This window comes from Flavobacterium terrae, from assembly GCF_900142035.1.
Taxonomy (GTDB): Bacteria; Bacteroidota; Bacteroidia; order Flavobacteriales; family Flavobacteriaceae; genus Flavobacterium; species Flavobacterium terrae.
In genome coordinates this window covers 56,659-73,063 of the sequence record NZ_FQZI01000003.1, presented here as the reverse complement: position 1 = coordinate 73,063, position 16,405 = coordinate 56,659, and the positions used below count along the sequence as shown (strand labels likewise).

Genomic DNA, 16,405 nt, shown 5'->3' with positions numbered 1-16,405 from the left:
TTTAGTTAGTATTTGATTGTTTAATTTGTTTAGAGTACTTGAACTTCAAAAGTCATAATCTTGAAATAACTTGGATTATTCTTGTCATAGATTTTAAACTTAACAATACCGTTTCCTGTTTTATTTTCAGGTATCACATGAATAGCAATAAAACCTTGTTGATCAGGATTAAGTTTACTAAAAGAGGATCCTTTGGGTATACCTATTTGGCAAGCGCCATGCTGACACATAGAACAATCCCATTCTTTAGGGAAGGTATTCGAGACAGTTTCCCAAACCAAATAAATAGGTTTATTAGAAATATTTTCTACTTTAATTTTAGAAATATCTAATCGCATATTTTTTTTCAAAACTTCTTTATTGGTATCGCTGCCTATTATCGAAAAAGTAGGTGACTGTTGCGCAAAACAACTTGCAAATGAAAAAAGTAATAGCATGTAAAAATAATTTGTCTTCATAATCTTGTTGGGCATTTAGTTATACAAAATCGGGATTGTTGTTTTAAAGGCTGGTTTTTTAGTTTTTGGTTCTATAAATTGGTAAATCATTCTTTCTTTGGCAGTGACATCTTCTAAATTGACCAACAATTCTATAGTTTCTCCAGTAGCAAGACTAACTATATTATCTTTAATTTTAATCTTGTAAATTGACCCAATATCATTATTCACTTCAAGTTTTACTTTAGCAGGAAAATTTATTACATGTATATATAAACCAGCATTTACTAAACGAAGTAAAATTGTTTTTTCTTTATTTTTTTTAGATTGCAATCCTTTTAGGTTATTAATATTTTCTCCATTGACACAAAAAATATCTGGCAAATAATCAGGAATAGAAATTGGTTTATTTGAAGGATTATAATCAGTACCCATGAGTGAGTCAGTATGCCATTTAGTATCTATTTCATGGCTACACCAAAGCAACTCATCAATAGTTTTTTTAAACTGTAAATCAATACTTTGAGGCTTTATAATCATAATTCCAAACATTCCAGCTTGAAGATTAAAAGGATAATTTTCGGGACTATAATACAAATACGTTCCTGGTTTTTTAGCTATAAATGAATAATAGCCATGTTCCATATGATGTATTGGTTCATTTTTTAAAACTACTTCTTGGTTAATGTCTTTTTGAACAAAATCAATTTCCTTACAATGCAAGGATACAGGATTTCCTTGCGAAATATTCCAAAAATCAAGATGTATACTGTCTCCAACCTTACCATTGATAGTACAGCCTGGTAATTTAACTTGTCCAGAGAGAGATTTTACAAAGCCAAAAGTGCGGATGCTTTTTTTATTGTTTATGGACAAAGTACCTGTTGTTCTTCCAATGATTAATTGCTCATTTTGCGAAAACAAAACAATGGACCACAAAAGCAGAAATAAAAACACCACTTTGTTTAACTTATTTTTCATCACTTATACAAAGCAAAATAAAGCTTGTTTACCAAATGTAATCCAATTCAAAAAGATAAAAATGCGTAGAAATACTGGATTTAATAATACTGCATTATTTTAAAGTTATGAATACAATCAAATATGCTTTTTTAAAATTTATTTAACTTTACAATTCAATTTAAAAATATGGACAACACTCGAGTTTATAAAATGTCTTTTGCCAGCGTTTATCCTCATTATATTACAAAGGCAGAAAAGAAAGGAAGAACAAAAGATGAAGTACATCAAATTATTTTTTGGCTAACCGGTTATAACAAAACTGATTTACACCAAATTCTAGAAAACAAAACCAATTTTGAAGATTTTTTTACCAAAGCTCCTTTAATTAATCCCAATGTTTCGAAAATTACTGGTGTCATTTGTGGTTACAGAGTTGAAGATATTCAAGACACCATTATGCAACAAGTTCGTTACTTAGATAAATTAATTGATGAATTAGCAAAAGGTAAATCTATGGAAAAGATTTTAAGAAAATAAAGTTTTAAAACTTAACCTCTTTATAAAAAATCCCCAGTTTATACTGGGGATTTTTAACTTAGTATTTTAATAATTCTAACAATTCAGTTTCAAAACGCTGTTTTGGTAAATATTGATCTTCTAGCGATTTCATAAATGGAATTGCAGATTCTAAACTTCCTACTCGTTTTACTGGAGCATCTAAATATTCAAAACAATTTTCCATAATCATTGACGAAATATCACTTGCCACTCCACCAAATAAAGTATCTTCTTGAAGGATAATAACTCTACTCGTCTTTTTAACTGAAGCATAGATTGCTTCCCAGTCTAATGGTTGCAATGAACGTAAGTCTAACAAATCAGCAGAAATTTCTTGATTTTTAGCCAATGTTTCCAATGCCCAGTGTACTCCAGCTCCAAAAGAAATAATAGTTACATCGTTACCTTCTTTAAGCAATGAAGCTTTACCTAGTGGCAAAGTGTAATAATCTTTAGGCACATCCTGATAAACACTACGATACAATTGTTTATGTTCAAAGAACATAACAGGATTTGGATCATTAATCGCTGTATTTAATAATCCTTTAGCATCATACGGAAATGCTGGATAAACCACTTTTAATCCAGGAGTTTTAGTGAACCAAGCTTCATTGGTTTGCGAATGAAAAGGTCCTGCTTGAGTACCACCTCCACAAGGCATACGCACTACCACATCTGATTTCTCTTGCCAACGGTAGTGTTGCTTTGCTAATAAGTTAACAATTGGATTGAAACCAGTCGACACAAAATCAGCAAACTGCATTTCAACTACAGCTTTATGACCATTAATAGATAATCCATTAGCAGCAGAAACAATTACGCTTTCGCAAATTGGTGTATTACGAACTCGGTCTTTACCAAACTTATCTACAAATCCATCAGTGATTTTAAAAGCACCTCCATATTCGGCAATATCTTGCCCCATAATCACTAAGTTAGGATGACGTTCCATAGATTGACTTAATCCTTGCGAAATAGCATCAATCACACGGATGTTTTCAAATTCATCAAAATGGTCAATTTGCTCATATTCCCATGGGCAATATACATCGTTCAATTCTTCATCTAAATCTGCAACAATAGCAGGTTCCTCTTGCACTTTTGCCCAATCAGTGTCAATCTCTTTTTTAATTTCAGCGCGAATAGCTTCATCTTCTTCATCAGATAAAACGGCCGTAGCTTTCAAATAATTTCTGTAATTCTCAACGGGATCTTTAATTGCCCACATGTCCATTAACTCTTGAGGAACGTACTTTGTTCCACTAGCCTCTTCATGACCACGCATACGGAAAGTCATAAACTCAAGTAAAACCGGACGTGGATTTTCAATCATAGAGGCTTTTAATTCTGATATTAAATTATAAACATCTAAAATATTATTACCATCAACTACGTGACTTTCCATTCCGTAACCTACACCTCTATCAGCTAATTGCTTACAACGATATTGCTCGTTAGTTGGCGTCGACAATCCGTAACCATTATTTTCAATCACAAATAAAACTGGTAAATCCCATACAGAAGCAACATTTAATGCCTCATGGAAATCTCCTTCCGAAGTTGCACCTTCTCCTGTAAATACAGCAGTAACTTTTCCGTTTTGTTTTAGTTTATTGGCTAATGCGATTCCGTCAGCTATTCCTAGCTGCGGACCCAAATGTGAAATCATTCCTATAATATTATATTCTTGAGTTCCAAAATGGAATGAACGATCGCGTCCTTTTGTAAATCCATTTCTTTTTCCTTGCCATTGAGAAAATAGACGATGTAATGGAATTTCTCTTGTTGTAAAGACACCTAAGTTACGGTGCATTGGTAAAATATATTCGTCTTTATCTAAAACGGATGTAATACCTACAGATATTGCTTCTTGACCAATTCCTGAAAACCATTTAGAAACTTTTCCTTGACGGATAAGGATCAACATTTTTTCTTCAATTAATCTAGGTTTTAATAACTTTTTATATAAATCTAAAAGCTGTTCGTTGGTTAAGTTCCTTCTTTCGAAATTCATTACTAAATGGTTTTTTAAATCGATTTCAAAATTAATAAAAAATAACAGAAACTCTTTGCTTTGTTATATTTTTTTAAAATGTTAATAACTTTTGAAATTAAATATTTAAATTTATATATACATTTGTAAAATCAAGGCATTCCCTTGAAATTAAGTTATTAACAAAAACTAAGTACAATGCAAAACATTCCAAGTGTTGACTTACGTGATTTCCTATCGGGTGACCCGGTACGTAAACAAAAATTTGTAAATGAAATCGGAAAAGCATACGAAGAAATAGGCTTCGTAGCATTAAAAGGTCATTTTTTAGATGACAAATTAGTTGAAGACTTATATTCAGAAGTTCGTAACTTCTTTTCACTTCCACTTGAAGTTAAAGAGAAATACGAAATTCCAGGAATTGGAGGACAAAGAGGCTACATTTCTTTTGGAAAAGAACATGCTAAAGGTCGTTCAGCCGGAGATTTAAAAGAATTTTGGCATTTTGGCCAATATGTTGATGCCGATTCTAAATATGCATCAGAATATCCTGCCAATGTTACTGTGGAAGAATTACCTCATTTTAATGAAGTAGGAAAAGAAGCTTATCAAATGCTTGAAAAAACAGGTATTTATGTTTTAAGAGCTTTAGCACTTTACATTGGACTTGATGAGTTTTATTTTGATCAATATGCTAATCATGGAAACAGTATTTTAAGACCAATTCACTACCCTCCTATTACTAGTGAACCTGAAGATGGAGCCGTAAGAGCTGCTGCTCATGGTGACATTAACTTGATTACCTTATTAATGGGAGCTCAAGGAAAAGGATTGCAAGTTCAAAATCATGATGGACAATGGATTGATGCTATTGCAGAACCAGACGAATTAGTGATTAATGTGGGAGATATGTTATCTCGTCACACAAATAATAAATTAAAATCAACCATTCACCAAGTGGTAAACCCACCTAGAGAATTATGGGGAACTTCTCGTTACTCAATTCCTTTCTTTATGCATCCAGTAAGTGACATGTCACTTAACTGTTTACCTGAATGTATTGATGAGAATAACCCTAAATTATATGAAGATATTACAGCTGGGGAATTCTTATATGAACGTTTAGTTGATTTAGGATTAATTAAGAAGTAATTCTATTATATTATATAAAATTCCAAGTTCCATGAAATATTGGAATTTGGGATTTTTTCTTTTTTTGTAATTTTACAGACATGGATTTACAAGACCAATTAAAAAACTTATTCCCTGATCATATTCCTTCTAATGAACCTGAAGAAATAGAAGAAACAGAACACGAGTTATATGTTCAAAAAGAACCTATGATTTGTAAGTATGAAAAAAGAAAAGGAAAACCAACCACAATTATCGCAGGATATGAAGGTGAAGACGAAGATTTTAAATTATTAGCCAAAGAAATTAAAAACAAACTAGCTGTCGGCGGTAGTTTTAAAGACGGAGAAATCATTATTCAAGGTGATTATCGTGACAAGATTATGACAATTTTAAAAGAAAAAGGATTTAAAGTAAAACGCGTAGGCGGATAAATATTTATAAAATGAGTGAAATAAAATCTTCAGAATTAATTCTGAACCCTGATGGAAGTGTATATCACTTAAATCTGAAACCAGAGCATATTGCACATGATATAATTTTTGTAGGTGATCAAAATAGAGTAGAAAAAATCACAAAATTCTTCGACTCAGTTGAATTCTCTACTCAAAAAAGAGAGTTTAAAACACAAACAGGAACACTAAAAGGAAAGCGCATCACTGTAATGTCAACAGGAATTGGCCCTGATAATATTGATATTGTGATGAATGAACTTGATGCTTTAGTAAACATCGATTTAGAAACGCGTCAACCAAAAGAAACATTAACAAAATTGAATATTATACGTATTGGAACTTCAGGATCTCTGCAAGCAGATATTCCGGTTGATAGTTTTGTAATGTCTAAATATGGTTTAGGCCTAGACAATATGTTACGATCGTATTTGATTGATGATATTTCTGAAAAAGATATTGAAGAAGTTTTCATATCGCAAACAAATTGGGACTTACGCAAAGGAAGACCGTATGTTGTAGCTTGTTCAGAAAAATTAGAAAAATTTATAGAAAGTGATCAAATTCATAAAGGTTTTACAGGTACTGCTGGTGGATTCTACGGACCTCAAGGTCGTGTATTACGTTTAAACATCCAGGATGAAAACTTAAATAGCAAAATGGATGCTTTCAATTTCAACGGTACTCAAATGACTAATCTTGAAATGGAAACTGCCGCTATTTATGGTCTTGGAAAATTATTAGGCCATGAAACATTATCATTAAATGCCATCATTGCTAATCGTGCAAATGGTACTTTTAGTTCAGATCCTTACAAGGCAGTTGATGAATTAATTGCTTATACATTGAAAAAGCTAACAGAATAAAGTATGAAAAGAATAAATGCTGCTTATCTAATTTTAATTGTTAGTTTTTTATTAATGATTATTAATATCATTAATTTAGATTTTAATGATTTAAGTAAAAATAATTATTCAGGTATAGTATCCAATATTCTACTTATTGCTTCTATGATTTTTACAATTAGAGATTTAAAAAAAATAAAGTAAAGTGATTCTTGAAACAGAACGTCTAATACTTCGCCCCTTAGAGATCAAAGATATTGACGATTTCTTTGAAATGAATAACAATCCAAATGTGAATAGGTATTTGAGAAATCCTTTACTTAACAAGTTGGATGTTGAAAATTATATTAAAAAAATAAGAGCAGAATACGTAAAAAATGGTATTGGTAGATTTGGAGTTATTCTAAAAGAAAACAACAAGTTAATTGGGTTTTCAGGTCTGAAGTTTAGAGCTAATGAAGAAAATGGTTATGCAAATTTTTATGACATCGGATATCGTCTTTCTAAAGAATATTGGAGAAAAGGTTACGCAAAAGAAGCAGCTTCGGCATGGATTGAATATGGTTTCAACAAAATGCAACTTAAAATAATCCACGCTTGTGCCGAAACTGAAAATATTCCATCAAACAATTTACTTAAGCTATTAGGGTTTCAATTCATTAATTCTTACTTAGTAAATAACACTTTACACAATTGGTATCAATTAGAAAACAAACATGAATCTAAAATTTGAAACAGAACGTCTAATTCTCAGACCACTTGAACTTAGCGATGCAGAAGCAATGTTTATAATGGACAAAAATCCTTCTGTTCATAAATATTTATGGCAAAAACCAGTTCAAGAAATTGACGAGGTAATAAAAGTTATTAATTATGTAAATGACCAATACAATAGAAACCATATTGGTCGTTTTGCTACTATTCTAAAAGATTCTGGTGATTTTATTGGGTGGACGGGAATCAAATTTGTAGACGATCATGTTGAAAACGGTAATACTAATTTCTTTGATTATGGTTATAGACTTGATGAAAGATTTTGGAATAAAGGTTACGCAACTGAAGCTACAAAATTTTGGGTAGACTATGGTTTAAACGAAATGAAAGTAGATAATCTGAACGCATATACACACTATGAAAATAGCGCTTCAAATCAAGTGCTGAAGAAAGTTGGCTTTAATTTCATGGAAGAATACACTGCCGAAGATGGCGTAAAATGGAATTGGTGGCAAGCTAAAAAATAATAATCCAAAGTTTAAAAATGAAAACTGTAAAAATAGCAGGAGTACCCGAACATTTTAATTTGCCTTGGCAATTATGTATTGAAAATGGAGAATTTGACGAAGTTGGGATTGATTTACAATGGACTGATGTTGCGGAAGGAACAGGAAAAATGTGTCAAATGCTTCGAAATAACGAAACTGATATTGCCGTAATTCTTACAGAGGGTATTATTAAAGATATATCAGCAGGAAATAATTCATCAATTGTTCAGATTTATGTACAATCACCATTAATCTGGGGAATTCATGTTGATGCTAATTCTAAATTTAATCAACTTACTGATTTAGAAAATACTACATCTGCTATTTCAAGAATTGGTTCAGGTTCTCATTTAATGAGTTTTGTAAATGCGAAGCAGCAAAATTGGAATATATCTCAGTTAAAATTTGAAATTGTAAATACCATTGATGGAGCTGTTGAAGCTCTAAAAAACAATAGTGCCGATTATTTTATGTGGGAAAGATTCATGACCAAACCATTAGTAGACAATGGAACTTTCAGAAAAATTGCCGACTGTCCTACTCCCTGGCCATGTTTTGTAATTGCAGTAAGAAATGAATTTTTAGAAAAAAATGTTTCAACTGTTGAATTAATCCTAGAAATTATAAATAATACTACCATTGAATTTAAATCAATCCCCAGTATAGATAGAACACTTGCTTCTAGATACAATCAAAAATTAAAAGATATACAAGAATGGTTAAAATTGACTCGTTGGTCTCAAAAGAAATTAGATAAAAATACTTTTGAAAAAGTACAAGATCAACTACATGAGTTAAATTTAATTGAAAATAAAATTTCCTTTGAAGCGGTAGTTAAATAATTCGTTATTTTTATCGTTTTAATAAAAATGTTTTCAGCCCTAAAAAATTACTATACCACCTATAAAGACAAGCTTTCTTTACCAAAGCCTTGGGATAGTATTGTGATTTTTTTATTGAATATATTATTTACAATTCCTGTATTTATCATCATTCATCAAAATGTTCAAGAATTAGACCTCAAAGTTCCCATTGATAGAATACTAATATTCTTAGGTCTCTTAGGTCTTTTTCAGTTTATTTTATTCAAACTAAGAAAAACAGTTTTAATTTCTGTTTTTGTATATATTCTTTTCCTCACCTACGGTACCATATTTGGCGAGTATAGTTTTTATCGTGTTTATGATGATTATAGATCAATGATGTATACTATGGGAGATTCTGCCCATCCTCAAGATCTAATCGTTAGCAAACTATTACCTTTTCCAAATAAAACAAAGATTATACGCTCTATTGATTTTCAAAATCCAAAAGTGAGAAACTTCGCATTGCTTGCCACTACAAAGCATTTTGCTGAAGCTAAAAAACTAAAAGGCTATAGCTATTATAGAACCACAATCCAATGCTTCGCTGTATTTAAAGAAATAAAATCTAGATGGAATTATGTTAGTGATCCTATTGGGAACAATTATATAGCATCAGCTTCAGAAACATTAGAACATTTTTCAGGTGATTGTGATGATCATGCTGTACTTATGGCTGCTTGTGTTAAAGCTGTAGGCGGAACACCTAGACTTATACATACCGATGCGCATGTCTATCCTGAAATGCTAATTGGAGACAAAAGAGATTTAGAAAATATTATTTTTCTAATAAAAAAAGTTCTTTTTGTTGAAGAAAGCAAAAACAAAGACATTCATTATCATATTGACGAACATGGTCAAATATGGCTGAACCTAGATTATACCGGATATTATCCTGGAGGAAAATTTATGAGTGAAAAAATTCTTGGGGAGTTGACTCTTTATAATTAACTACCACTCAATAATTTCTTTATTAACACTTTTCAAATACTCATTCGTTTTCAAAAAGTGATTATTTCCAAACCAAAAACCTCTATTGGCACTTAGTGGTGAAGGATGACCACTTTCTAGAACCAAATGCTTTTCTCTATTGATTTTAGCTCCTTTTTTTTGAGCAAAACTTCCCCAAAGTAAGAACACAACATTTTCAGTATTTTCAGATATGTATTGAATAACTGAATCTGTGAAAACATTCCACTTTAAATGCTTATGACTATTGGCTAAATCTTTACGTACTGTTAAAGAAGCATTCAATAATAAAACTCCTTGTTTCGCCCAGTGTTCTAAATTTCCCGAAGTTGAAAAAAACACTCGATCGTATTCATTATTGATTTCAATTAAAATATTTTTTAAAGATGGGGGAATTGCAATACCATCATTAACCGAAAAACACAAACCATTTGCCTCACCTACTCCATGATAAGGATCTTGACCAATGATTACCACTTTTACTTCTTGCAAGGAGCATTTGTCAAAAGCATTAAAAATCAAATCTTTTGGAGGAAAACAAATAAAATTTTGGTATTCTTCATCAACCTGTTTATTAAGTTCCGTAAAATATGACTTAGATGTCTCCAAATCAAAAAAAGGTTGCCAAGATGGATGAATATTTAATTGCATTTATTTGTTTTTTATACAAATATAATCACTTTGATTCTTTGCTACTTTGAATCTTTGTAACTTTGGGCTTTTGCAAAATAAAAATGATTTCAATAAATACTAAAACGCAACAAGATTTACAATTCCAAACTGTTTTAGAAACCATTTCAGAACTTTGTGTTACTGAAATTGGTAACGAAAAAACATTAAACATCAAACCTTTTAAAAATCAAGAGGAATTGATGCAAGCTTTACTACAAACTTCTGAGTATAGAGCCTCATTTGACAATAACAACGCTTTGCCTAATCATGGGTTTGAACCAATAACTAATGAAATAAAATTTTTAGGTATAGAAGATAGTTTTCTGGAATTACAAAGTTTCAAAAAAATCCATTCTATTTCTGAAAACACAAATATTTTACTTCAATTCTTGAAAAAATTTCAAGACTACTACCCTGCTTTGTATTTGAAATCTAGTGAAATTGAAATTACTAAAGAGATAACTAAACTTATCGATAGTGTGTTAGACAAATATGGAGAAGTAAAAGATGATGCTACACCAACTTTACTTGATATTCGTAGAAACATGAACTCGGTTCGAGGAAAAGTAAATCAAAGCTTTGGATTGGCCTTAAGTCAATACAACGGATTAGGATACTTAGACGAAATCAAAGAAACTGTTGTTGAAAATCGTAGAGTTTTAGCGGTTTTAGCTATGTATCGCCGAAAAGTAAAAGGTTCAATTTTAGGTAGCTCAAAAACAGGAAGTATTGCTTACATAGAACCCGAATCTACTTTACATTACTCTAGAGAATTGGCTAATTTAGAATATGAAGAACGAGAGGAAATCATTAAGATTTTGAAAACACTCACCAATTCTATAAGACCTTTTTTACCGCTTCTTATACAGTACCAAGAGTTTTTAAGTGATGTAGATGTAATTGCAGCTAAGGCTAAATATGCTCGAAAAATAAATGGTTTATTACCAAATATCACCGAAGAAAGAAAAATATATTTCAGAGATGCTTACCATCCTATTTTATATTTAACAAATAAAGCGAAGAAAGAAATCACTTATCCACAAACATTTGATTTTAATAATGACAATAGGATTGTTGTAATTTCTGGACCTAATGCTGGAGGGAAAACAATATCCATGAAAACTGTTGGATTATTACAACTAATGCTTCAGTCTGGAATGCTTATACCTGTTCATGAGCGTAGTGAAACGTGCTTATTTGATCGAATCATGACCGATATAGGAGATAATCAATCTATTGAAAATCATTTAAGCACATATAGTTATAGATTAAAAAACATGAATTACTTTTTGAAAAAATGTAATTCAAAAACCTTATTTTTAATAGATGAATTTGGAACAGGATCAGACCCTGAACTTGGTGGTGCTTTAGCAGAAGTATTTCTTGAAGAATTTTATCAAAGAGAAGCATTCGGAATTATTACCACTCATTATTCTAACTTAAAAATGTTAGCCAACGAGTTACCTTCTGCAACGAATGCTAATATGCTTTTTGATGAAAAATCATTGGAACCAATGTACAAATTAGTTCTTGGACAAGCTGGTAGTTCTTTTACATTTGAAGTAGCTCAAAAAAACGGAATTCCTTATGGATTAATCAACCGAGCTAAAAAGAAAATTGAGGGTGGCAAAGTACGTTTCGATAAAACCATTGCAAATCTTCAAAAAGAACGCTCTAAGCTTGAAAAAACTTCTCAAAACCTTAAAGAAGAAGAAACTAAAGCCAGAGAAGAAAGTAAAAAACTTGAAAACATTAATGCTAAAATTCAAGATAAACTAGAACGCTACCAAGAATTATATGACGCAAATCAACGTTTGGTTTATATGGGACAAAAAATTGATGATATTTCTGAAAAATACTTCAACAATAAAAATAAGAAAGAGCTCATTGGTGAATTTTTAAAAATGGTAGAGATTGAAAATTCAAAAAGAAAAAAGATTACTGCCAAAGAGAAAAAGGAAAAAGAGATTATTGTCAAAGAAGTTATTGAAGAGGTAAAAGTTAAAGTTGAAGAAATTCGAAAAGAGAAAAAAGAAAAAAAACTTAAAGCAAAAATCGAAGAAGAAAATAAACCTAAAGTAATACTTAAAGTTGGTGACCGAGTTAGAATGATAGATGGTAAATCTATAGGTACAATTGATTCGATTGAAAAAAATAAAGCTACCGTAAATTATGGTATTTTTACATCAAAAGTGAGTTTAGATCAATTGGAATATATTCAACCCAAATAATATGGAAGGTGTACCGCAAAATAAAAAAATAATATTATTTGACGGTGTCTGTAATTTATGTGATTCGACCGTTCAATATATTATTAAACGTGATAAAAATGATATTTTTAGATTTGTCCCTATTCAGACTGAGTTAGGTCAAAAAATTTTAAAACACTTAGGGATTTCAGAAAGAAATATTGATAGCATTGTTTTTTACGAGCCGGGAAAAGCTTATTATTATAAGTCACATGCTGCGCTAAAAATTGCTAAAAATTTAGGCGGATTTTATGCTTATGCAATCATTTTTAAAATAATCCCTTCATTTTTACGCGATTTTATTTATGATTATGTTGCCAAAAACCGATACAAATGGTATGGTAAAAAAGAGTCGTGCATGATTCCTACTCCTGAGTTGAAAAAGAAGTTTTTGGACGAAAGTAACTAACATTGACCACATTTAGAAAATGAATTCATTTATAACAGCAACACAGTTAGAAGGGTTTTATAAAGAAGGCTTTTTAAAATTAACCAATTGTATATCTGCTGAATTATTAAATAAATTACAAGTCTATTTTGATGAAGTAATAGCTGATGAAGAGGATAATCAAAAGGTAACCATTACTGTTGGAGAGCAAAAGTTTGTTACCAATATTGAGTTGTTGTGTTATAAAAACAATTTAGCTTGTTTAGAGTTATTGGGGGCTCCTTTATTGCTAAACATTGCTCAAACCATTTGCGGAAAAGATTTTTTTGCTATACAGGAATTTGCAGTAATTAAAAACTCTGGTGATCAATTACCTGTTTTGTGGCATCAAGATATGGTAAACGAACAAACAGGAAATAATTTTACAGTAGGTATTTATATTGATGATGCTAATGCTGGTGATGGTGCTCTTAAAGTAATACCTAAAAGTCATTTGAGTAAAAAAACGATTTGTGAACTAGCTCAAGAAGAAGCTTTAGAAGTTCCTATGAAACGAGGAGATATTCTTATTCACGATATGATGTTGGCACATTGCTCAGATATTTTGCAAAAGAATAAAAAAAGACGTGTCATTTATTTCGAATTTTTGTCGGCTAAGCAAGTTTTAAATGAACATATCTACACCCAAGAATTAGTTGACAATAGAACCAAGTTACTAGCAGTTGCAACAAGTTATTATAAATTGCAAAACCCGTTATTGCCTCAATTTGATTGGAAAAGAGAACAAGTTTCAATCTATGATTCTGAAGATCAAATACGAACTGCATTAGATTCAATTTATGCAATGCCAATACACGCAAAACCCTCTAATTATTGTTTTGAATTGTTCAAGTGATTTACTTTACATTTTAATTTTCAAGGATAGAAGCAAAAAAGAATCATGCATGATGCCTACCCCAGAGATAAAAGCTAGATTTCTTGAATAAAAAAGCCTCTTTTTAAAGAGGCTTTTTTATGTTAAAGATTAAAATTAATTCCTACCATTATATTTCTTCCAATATTAGGAATTCCATCATTCTTTAATCTAGATAAATGAGATACATACTCTTTATTTAATATATTGTTTCCACTTACAACAAGCTCAAATTTAATCTTACTTAAATTAATATTTCCCCCTAATCCAAAATTTAATAATGAATAGTCATTAGTTGCTGTTTCAAATGAACTAATCTTATTTTGCTTTAAATAGGTTTCTAAATTAAGTGAAAAGTACATTTTTTTAAGCCATTCAAAAGAATTAACCTCAAGCCTTAATGTATTATTTAGTTTATTAGCAGGAATTAAGGGCAAATTGTCGCCGTTTTCAATTTTCCCTGTAACACTTTCAAAACTACTTGTAAAATGTAACCAGTCCAGAGGATGGGGATGCAAATGAATACCAGCTTCTCCACCATATAAAGCACTATTTGCTTGTGTGTAATTAAATACTAAATTATCATCTATATAATCAGAAGTTGGAGAAATAAAAATATAATTATTGATGTGATTGTAAAATCCGTTTACAAAGAATTCAAAATGTGAATTCCCATATTCAATATTCAAATCGACCTGAATGTTTTGCTCATTTTTAAGATTTGAATTCCCTATCTCATAACGATTACTCCCTTCATGGACTCCATTAGAAGTTAATTCTGCTAGATTTGGTGCTCTAAAACCTGAAGCTAGATTAGCTCTTAAAGTTACCTTATCTATTAAACTTGTTTTATAACCTAATGATGCATTGAAGCTTTGAAACTTTTTATTAATTGCTTCAAAATAGCCTTCCTCTCCTATTTCTCCATGTGTTTCTGTTTCTATACTTCTATTATCAAAACGTAATCCTGCTTGAAGCACATTTTTACCAAACTCATAATTAGATGTAATTAAAAAACCTAGATCATTAGTTTTTGCGTTAGGGATTAATATTTCTTCTCCATAGTTTTTATTGGTTTGACTCATTCCTTGAACACCAATTATTGTTTCAATTTTTTTAAACTTAGGAAAGTAATACTTAACATCATAATTAAAGGTTTGCAAATCCATTTTTAATATTGGAATTTGAGAATCTTCATATTCATTTCTATCATTTGCAATAAACCCTAAGTCAAAATCTAGTTTAGAATTTTTAAAGAACATAGTATTATCTAAACTAGCAATATGATTTAGAACTCCTTGCCTAGGGTAATCTGGATCTTTTTTAATAGTGTTGTCTCCTATTTCTTCTGGCAAACCTAAATTTAGATTATTTAAGTTATAGCGAAAAATTGTTGAAAATGAATTATTACTATAGCCTATACCTGCTTTAAAATCTGTCTCTTCAAAACGAGTATTTGTTACTCGATTACCATCAGGTATTTTATAATCTGAATGCAAATTATATCCGCCTCTTAAAAGAAATTTCCAGTTTTCAGAGGAGCTTTTTAACCCAAAGCTTGTATTGCTTCCTAAGGTATTTGAAAAGAACTTTTGGCTGAAATCACTTGAATAAGAATTTGATTTTGCAAATTTTTCAGGATTAAAATAAAGTACACCTCCTAAAGCATCCGATCCATAAAGCAATGAGGCTGGACCTTTGATAACTTCAACACTTTCAACTCCACTATCATTAAGCCCTAATCCATGCTCTTCACCAAACTGTTGATTTTCTAATCGAACACCTTGTGAATAAACTAAAACTCTATTACCGCTTAGACCTCTAATCACGGGTTTCCCTATTGATGTCCCTGTTGAAATGTTTGAGACACCAGGTATTTTTGATAATCCTTCGGCTAAAGTTGCTGCACCAGATTGCTGTAATTCTTTAATTTTTTTGTTTTCAACTTTCATTACATTTTGTGATTGAATTTTATTGAAAACTGTAGACACTATGACTTCATCAATATGATGTGAATGCTCTTCAGATAAAATTACATCATGAACAACTTCAGAAGAATTTAAAGTAATAGTTGAAGTAACTGCATCAAATTCTGGATGTGAAAAAATAATTGTAAAATTTCCTGATGGAAGATTATTAAATTGATAATTCCCTGATTGATCTGACTTAACTTCTTTATGTAAATCAGGAATTAAAACAGTAACATCATTAATTTTATTTTTGTTTTTATCAGTAATTGTTCCTTTTAGTGATGTTTGTGCATGGGTAAATATTGAAAACCCTATAAATAGGGTTACAAAAAAATATTTCATTGGTTAAATTTTAATGTTTAATAATAGTAATACAATGTATTCAGGATATTAAACATTTACGGGAGGTCCTCTGAGATAATAAACCGTAGAATTACAATTAATTTCTACTTTTTTATAACCAAATATTATGTCAGAGTTAACAACAAAATTTTTAAATTCAAATGAATAGAATTTTGTTGGTAAATAATTACTAAAAGAATACTCACAAACAAAACAATCGTCAAAATCATTGTGTGCGTGAGAAAATTCGGTTTTATCTTTATTGTACTTGTGATGACAATGCTCTGTAGTGAGCTGCTTTACTAAATGTTCAAATGAATGCCCAGATTGAAACAATACTGCAAACAATATTGCGCCAAGCAGGGAGTAGTTAAGAAGTATTAATTTCTTTTTCATTT

The 16,405-nt window shown here is 30.6% G+C and carries 18 protein-coding genes; 12 read left to right on the top strand and 6 right to left on the bottom strand.

The genetic code is table 11. The features are described 5' to 3' along the window. Window positions 1-29: 29 nt before the first annotated feature. Complete coding sequence (locus BUC09_RS08330; protein ID WP_234972535.1) at window positions 30-437, bottom strand: hypothetical protein; 408 nt, start codon at window positions 435-437, stop codon at window positions 30-32. A gap of 36 nt (window positions 438-473) precedes the next feature. Further along, window positions 474-1,418: a multicopper oxidase domain-containing protein gene (locus tag BUC09_RS08325; protein ID WP_084127156.1), complete on the bottom strand. Its 945-nt coding sequence runs from the start codon at window positions 1,416-1,418 to the stop codon at window positions 474-476. 168 nt (window positions 1,419-1,586) lie between these two features. Here BUC09_RS08325 and BUC09_RS08320 point away from each other — a divergent pair, with 168 nt between their 5' ends. Further along, a complete protein-coding gene (locus BUC09_RS08320) occupies window positions 1,587-1,937 on the top strand; it encodes a DUF2200 domain-containing protein (protein WP_073310542.1) in 351 nt (116 codons plus the stop codon). Window positions 1,938-1,995: 58 nt separating this feature from the next. Here BUC09_RS08320 and BUC09_RS08315 read toward each other — a convergent pair whose 3' ends face one another. After that, on the bottom strand, window positions 1,996-3,972 hold the full coding sequence (locus tag BUC09_RS08315) for an alpha-ketoacid dehydrogenase subunit alpha/beta (RefSeq protein WP_073310540.1): 1,977 nt from the start codon (window positions 3,970-3,972) through the stop codon (window positions 1,996-1,998). Between the two features lie 177 nt (window positions 3,973-4,149). On the opposite strand from BUC09_RS08315, the gene BUC09_RS08310 reads away from it, so the two are divergent. The 8 genes from BUC09_RS08310 (at window position 4,150) to BUC09_RS08275 (ending at window position 9,455) form a co-directional block, all read left to right on the top strand. Continuing rightward, on the top strand, window positions 4,150-5,103 hold the full coding sequence (locus BUC09_RS08310; protein WP_073310538.1) for an isopenicillin N synthase family dioxygenase: 954 nt from the start codon (window positions 4,150-4,152) through the stop codon (window positions 5,101-5,103). Window positions 5,104-5,183: 80 nt separating this feature from the next. Further along, the gene (locus tag BUC09_RS08305; protein WP_073310536.1) at window positions 5,184-5,516 is read left to right on the top strand and encodes a translation initiation factor; all 333 of its coding nucleotides are present in this window, start codon (window positions 5,184-5,186) and stop codon (window positions 5,514-5,516) included. 11 nt (window positions 5,517-5,527) lie between these two features. Further along, window positions 5,528-6,400 (top strand): nucleoside phosphorylase, encoded by an 873-nt coding sequence (locus BUC09_RS08300; protein ID WP_073310534.1) that lies wholly within the window; start codon window positions 5,528-5,530, stop codon window positions 6,398-6,400. A 3-nt stretch (window positions 6,401-6,403) separates the two neighbouring features. Next, complete coding sequence (locus tag BUC09_RS08295; protein ID WP_073310532.1) at window positions 6,404-6,583, top strand: hypothetical protein; 180 nt, start codon at window positions 6,404-6,406, stop codon at window positions 6,581-6,583. Window position 6,584: 1 nt separating this feature from the next. Next, window positions 6,585-7,112 (top strand): GNAT family N-acetyltransferase, encoded by a 528-nt coding sequence (locus tag BUC09_RS08290; protein WP_073310530.1) that lies wholly within the window; start codon window positions 6,585-6,587, stop codon window positions 7,110-7,112. Then, window positions 7,096-7,620 (top strand): GNAT family N-acetyltransferase, encoded by a 525-nt coding sequence (locus tag BUC09_RS08285; RefSeq protein WP_073310528.1) that lies wholly within the window; start codon window positions 7,096-7,098, stop codon window positions 7,618-7,620. The genes BUC09_RS08290 and BUC09_RS08285 overlap by 17 nt, the downstream gene beginning before the upstream one ends. A 17-nt stretch (window positions 7,621-7,637) precedes the next feature. Continuing rightward, window positions 7,638-8,483 carry a substrate-binding domain-containing protein gene (locus BUC09_RS08280; RefSeq protein WP_073310526.1) on the top strand — a complete coding sequence of 282 codons (846 nt, stop codon included), beginning with the start codon at window positions 7,638-7,640 and terminating at the stop codon, window positions 8,481-8,483. A gap of 27 nt (window positions 8,484-8,510) precedes the next feature. Beyond that, window positions 8,511-9,455 carry a transglutaminase-like domain-containing protein gene (locus BUC09_RS08275; RefSeq protein ID WP_073310524.1) on the top strand — a complete coding sequence of 315 codons (945 nt, stop codon included), beginning with the start codon at window positions 8,511-8,513 and terminating at the stop codon, window positions 9,453-9,455. On the opposite strand, the gene BUC09_RS08270 is transcribed toward BUC09_RS08275, so the two are convergent. Further along, window positions 9,456-10,124: a uracil-DNA glycosylase gene (locus BUC09_RS08270; protein WP_073310522.1), complete on the bottom strand. Its 669-nt coding sequence runs from the start codon at window positions 10,122-10,124 to the stop codon at window positions 9,456-9,458. Between the two features lie 83 nt (window positions 10,125-10,207). Here BUC09_RS08270 and BUC09_RS08265 point away from each other — a divergent pair, with 83 nt between their 5' ends. The 3 genes from BUC09_RS08265 to BUC09_RS08255 are packed head-to-tail and all read left to right on the top strand — an operon-like array spanning window position 10,208 to window position 13,677. Beyond that, window positions 10,208-12,376, top strand: coding sequence for an endonuclease MutS2 (locus BUC09_RS08265; RefSeq protein ID WP_073310520.1), 2,169 nt, complete (start codon window positions 10,208-10,210; stop codon window positions 12,374-12,376). Window position 12,377: 1 nt separating this feature from the next. Beyond that, a complete protein-coding gene (locus tag BUC09_RS08260; RefSeq protein ID WP_073310518.1) occupies window positions 12,378-12,803 on the top strand; it encodes a thiol-disulfide oxidoreductase DCC family protein in 426 nt (141 codons plus the stop codon). 19 nt (window positions 12,804-12,822) lie between these two features. Further along, entirely contained in the window at window positions 12,823-13,677 is an 855-nt protein-coding gene (locus tag BUC09_RS08255; RefSeq protein ID WP_073310517.1) for a phytanoyl-CoA dioxygenase family protein, read from the top strand. Between the two features lie 122 nt (window positions 13,678-13,799). On the opposite strand, the gene BUC09_RS08250 is transcribed toward BUC09_RS08255, so the two are convergent. Then, window positions 13,800-16,007 carry a TonB-dependent receptor gene (locus BUC09_RS08250; RefSeq protein ID WP_073310515.1) on the bottom strand — a complete coding sequence of 736 codons (2,208 nt, stop codon included), beginning with the start codon at window positions 16,005-16,007 and terminating at the stop codon, window positions 13,800-13,802. 48 nt (window positions 16,008-16,055) lie between these two features. After that, a complete protein-coding gene (locus BUC09_RS08245; RefSeq protein ID WP_143161889.1) occupies window positions 16,056-16,403 on the bottom strand; it encodes a hypothetical protein in 348 nt (115 codons plus the stop codon). Window positions 16,404-16,405: the final 2 nt, after the last annotated feature.

Bases quoted from the DNA above. Each gene is read 5' to 3' on its own strand.
- BUC09_RS08285 (WP_073310528.1), top strand. From the start codon at position 7,096: ATGAATCTAAAATTTGAAACAGAACGTCTAATTCTCAGACCACTTGAA.
- BUC09_RS08275 (WP_073310524.1), top strand. From the start codon at position 8,511: ATGTTTTCAGCCCTAAAAAATTACTATACCACCTATAAAGACAAGCTT.
- BUC09_RS08260 (WP_073310518.1), top strand. From the start codon at position 12,378: ATGGAAGGTGTACCGCAAAATAAAAAAATAATATTATTTGACGGTGTC.
- BUC09_RS08270 (WP_073310522.1), bottom strand. From the start codon at position 10,124: ATGCAATTAAATATTCATCCATCTTGGCAACCTTTTTTTGATTTGGAG.
- BUC09_RS08305 (WP_073310536.1), top strand. From the start codon at position 5,184: ATGGATTTACAAGACCAATTAAAAAACTTATTCCCTGATCATATTCCT.
- BUC09_RS08255 (WP_073310517.1), top strand. From the start codon at position 12,823: ATGAATTCATTTATAACAGCAACACAGTTAGAAGGGTTTTATAAAGAA.
- BUC09_RS08320 (WP_073310542.1), top strand. From the start codon at position 1,587: ATGGACAACACTCGAGTTTATAAAATGTCTTTTGCCAGCGTTTATCCT.
- BUC09_RS08265 (WP_073310520.1), top strand. From the start codon at position 10,208: ATGATTTCAATAAATACTAAAACGCAACAAGATTTACAATTCCAAACT.
- BUC09_RS08330 (WP_234972535.1), bottom strand. From the start codon at position 437: ATGCTATTACTTTTTTCATTTGCAAGTTGTTTTGCGCAACAGTCACCT.
- BUC09_RS08325 (WP_084127156.1), bottom strand. From the start codon at position 1,418: ATGAAAAATAAGTTAAACAAAGTGGTGTTTTTATTTCTGCTTTTGTGG.
- BUC09_RS08245 (WP_143161889.1), bottom strand. From the start codon at position 16,403: ATGAAAAAGAAATTAATACTTCTTAACTACTCCCTGCTTGGCGCAATA.
- BUC09_RS08310 (WP_073310538.1), top strand. From the start codon at position 4,150: ATGCAAAACATTCCAAGTGTTGACTTACGTGATTTCCTATCGGGTGAC.
- BUC09_RS08250 (WP_073310515.1), bottom strand. From the start codon at position 16,007: ATGAAATATTTTTTTGTAACCCTATTTATAGGGTTTTCAATATTTACC.
- BUC09_RS08295 (WP_073310532.1), top strand. From the start codon at position 6,404: ATGAAAAGAATAAATGCTGCTTATCTAATTTTAATTGTTAGTTTTTTA.
- BUC09_RS08315 (WP_073310540.1), bottom strand. From the start codon at position 3,972: ATGAATTTCGAAAGAAGGAACTTAACCAACGAACAGCTTTTAGATTTA.
- BUC09_RS08300 (WP_073310534.1), top strand. From the start codon at position 5,528: ATGAGTGAAATAAAATCTTCAGAATTAATTCTGAACCCTGATGGAAGT.
- BUC09_RS08280 (WP_073310526.1), top strand. From the start codon at position 7,638: ATGAAAACTGTAAAAATAGCAGGAGTACCCGAACATTTTAATTTGCCT.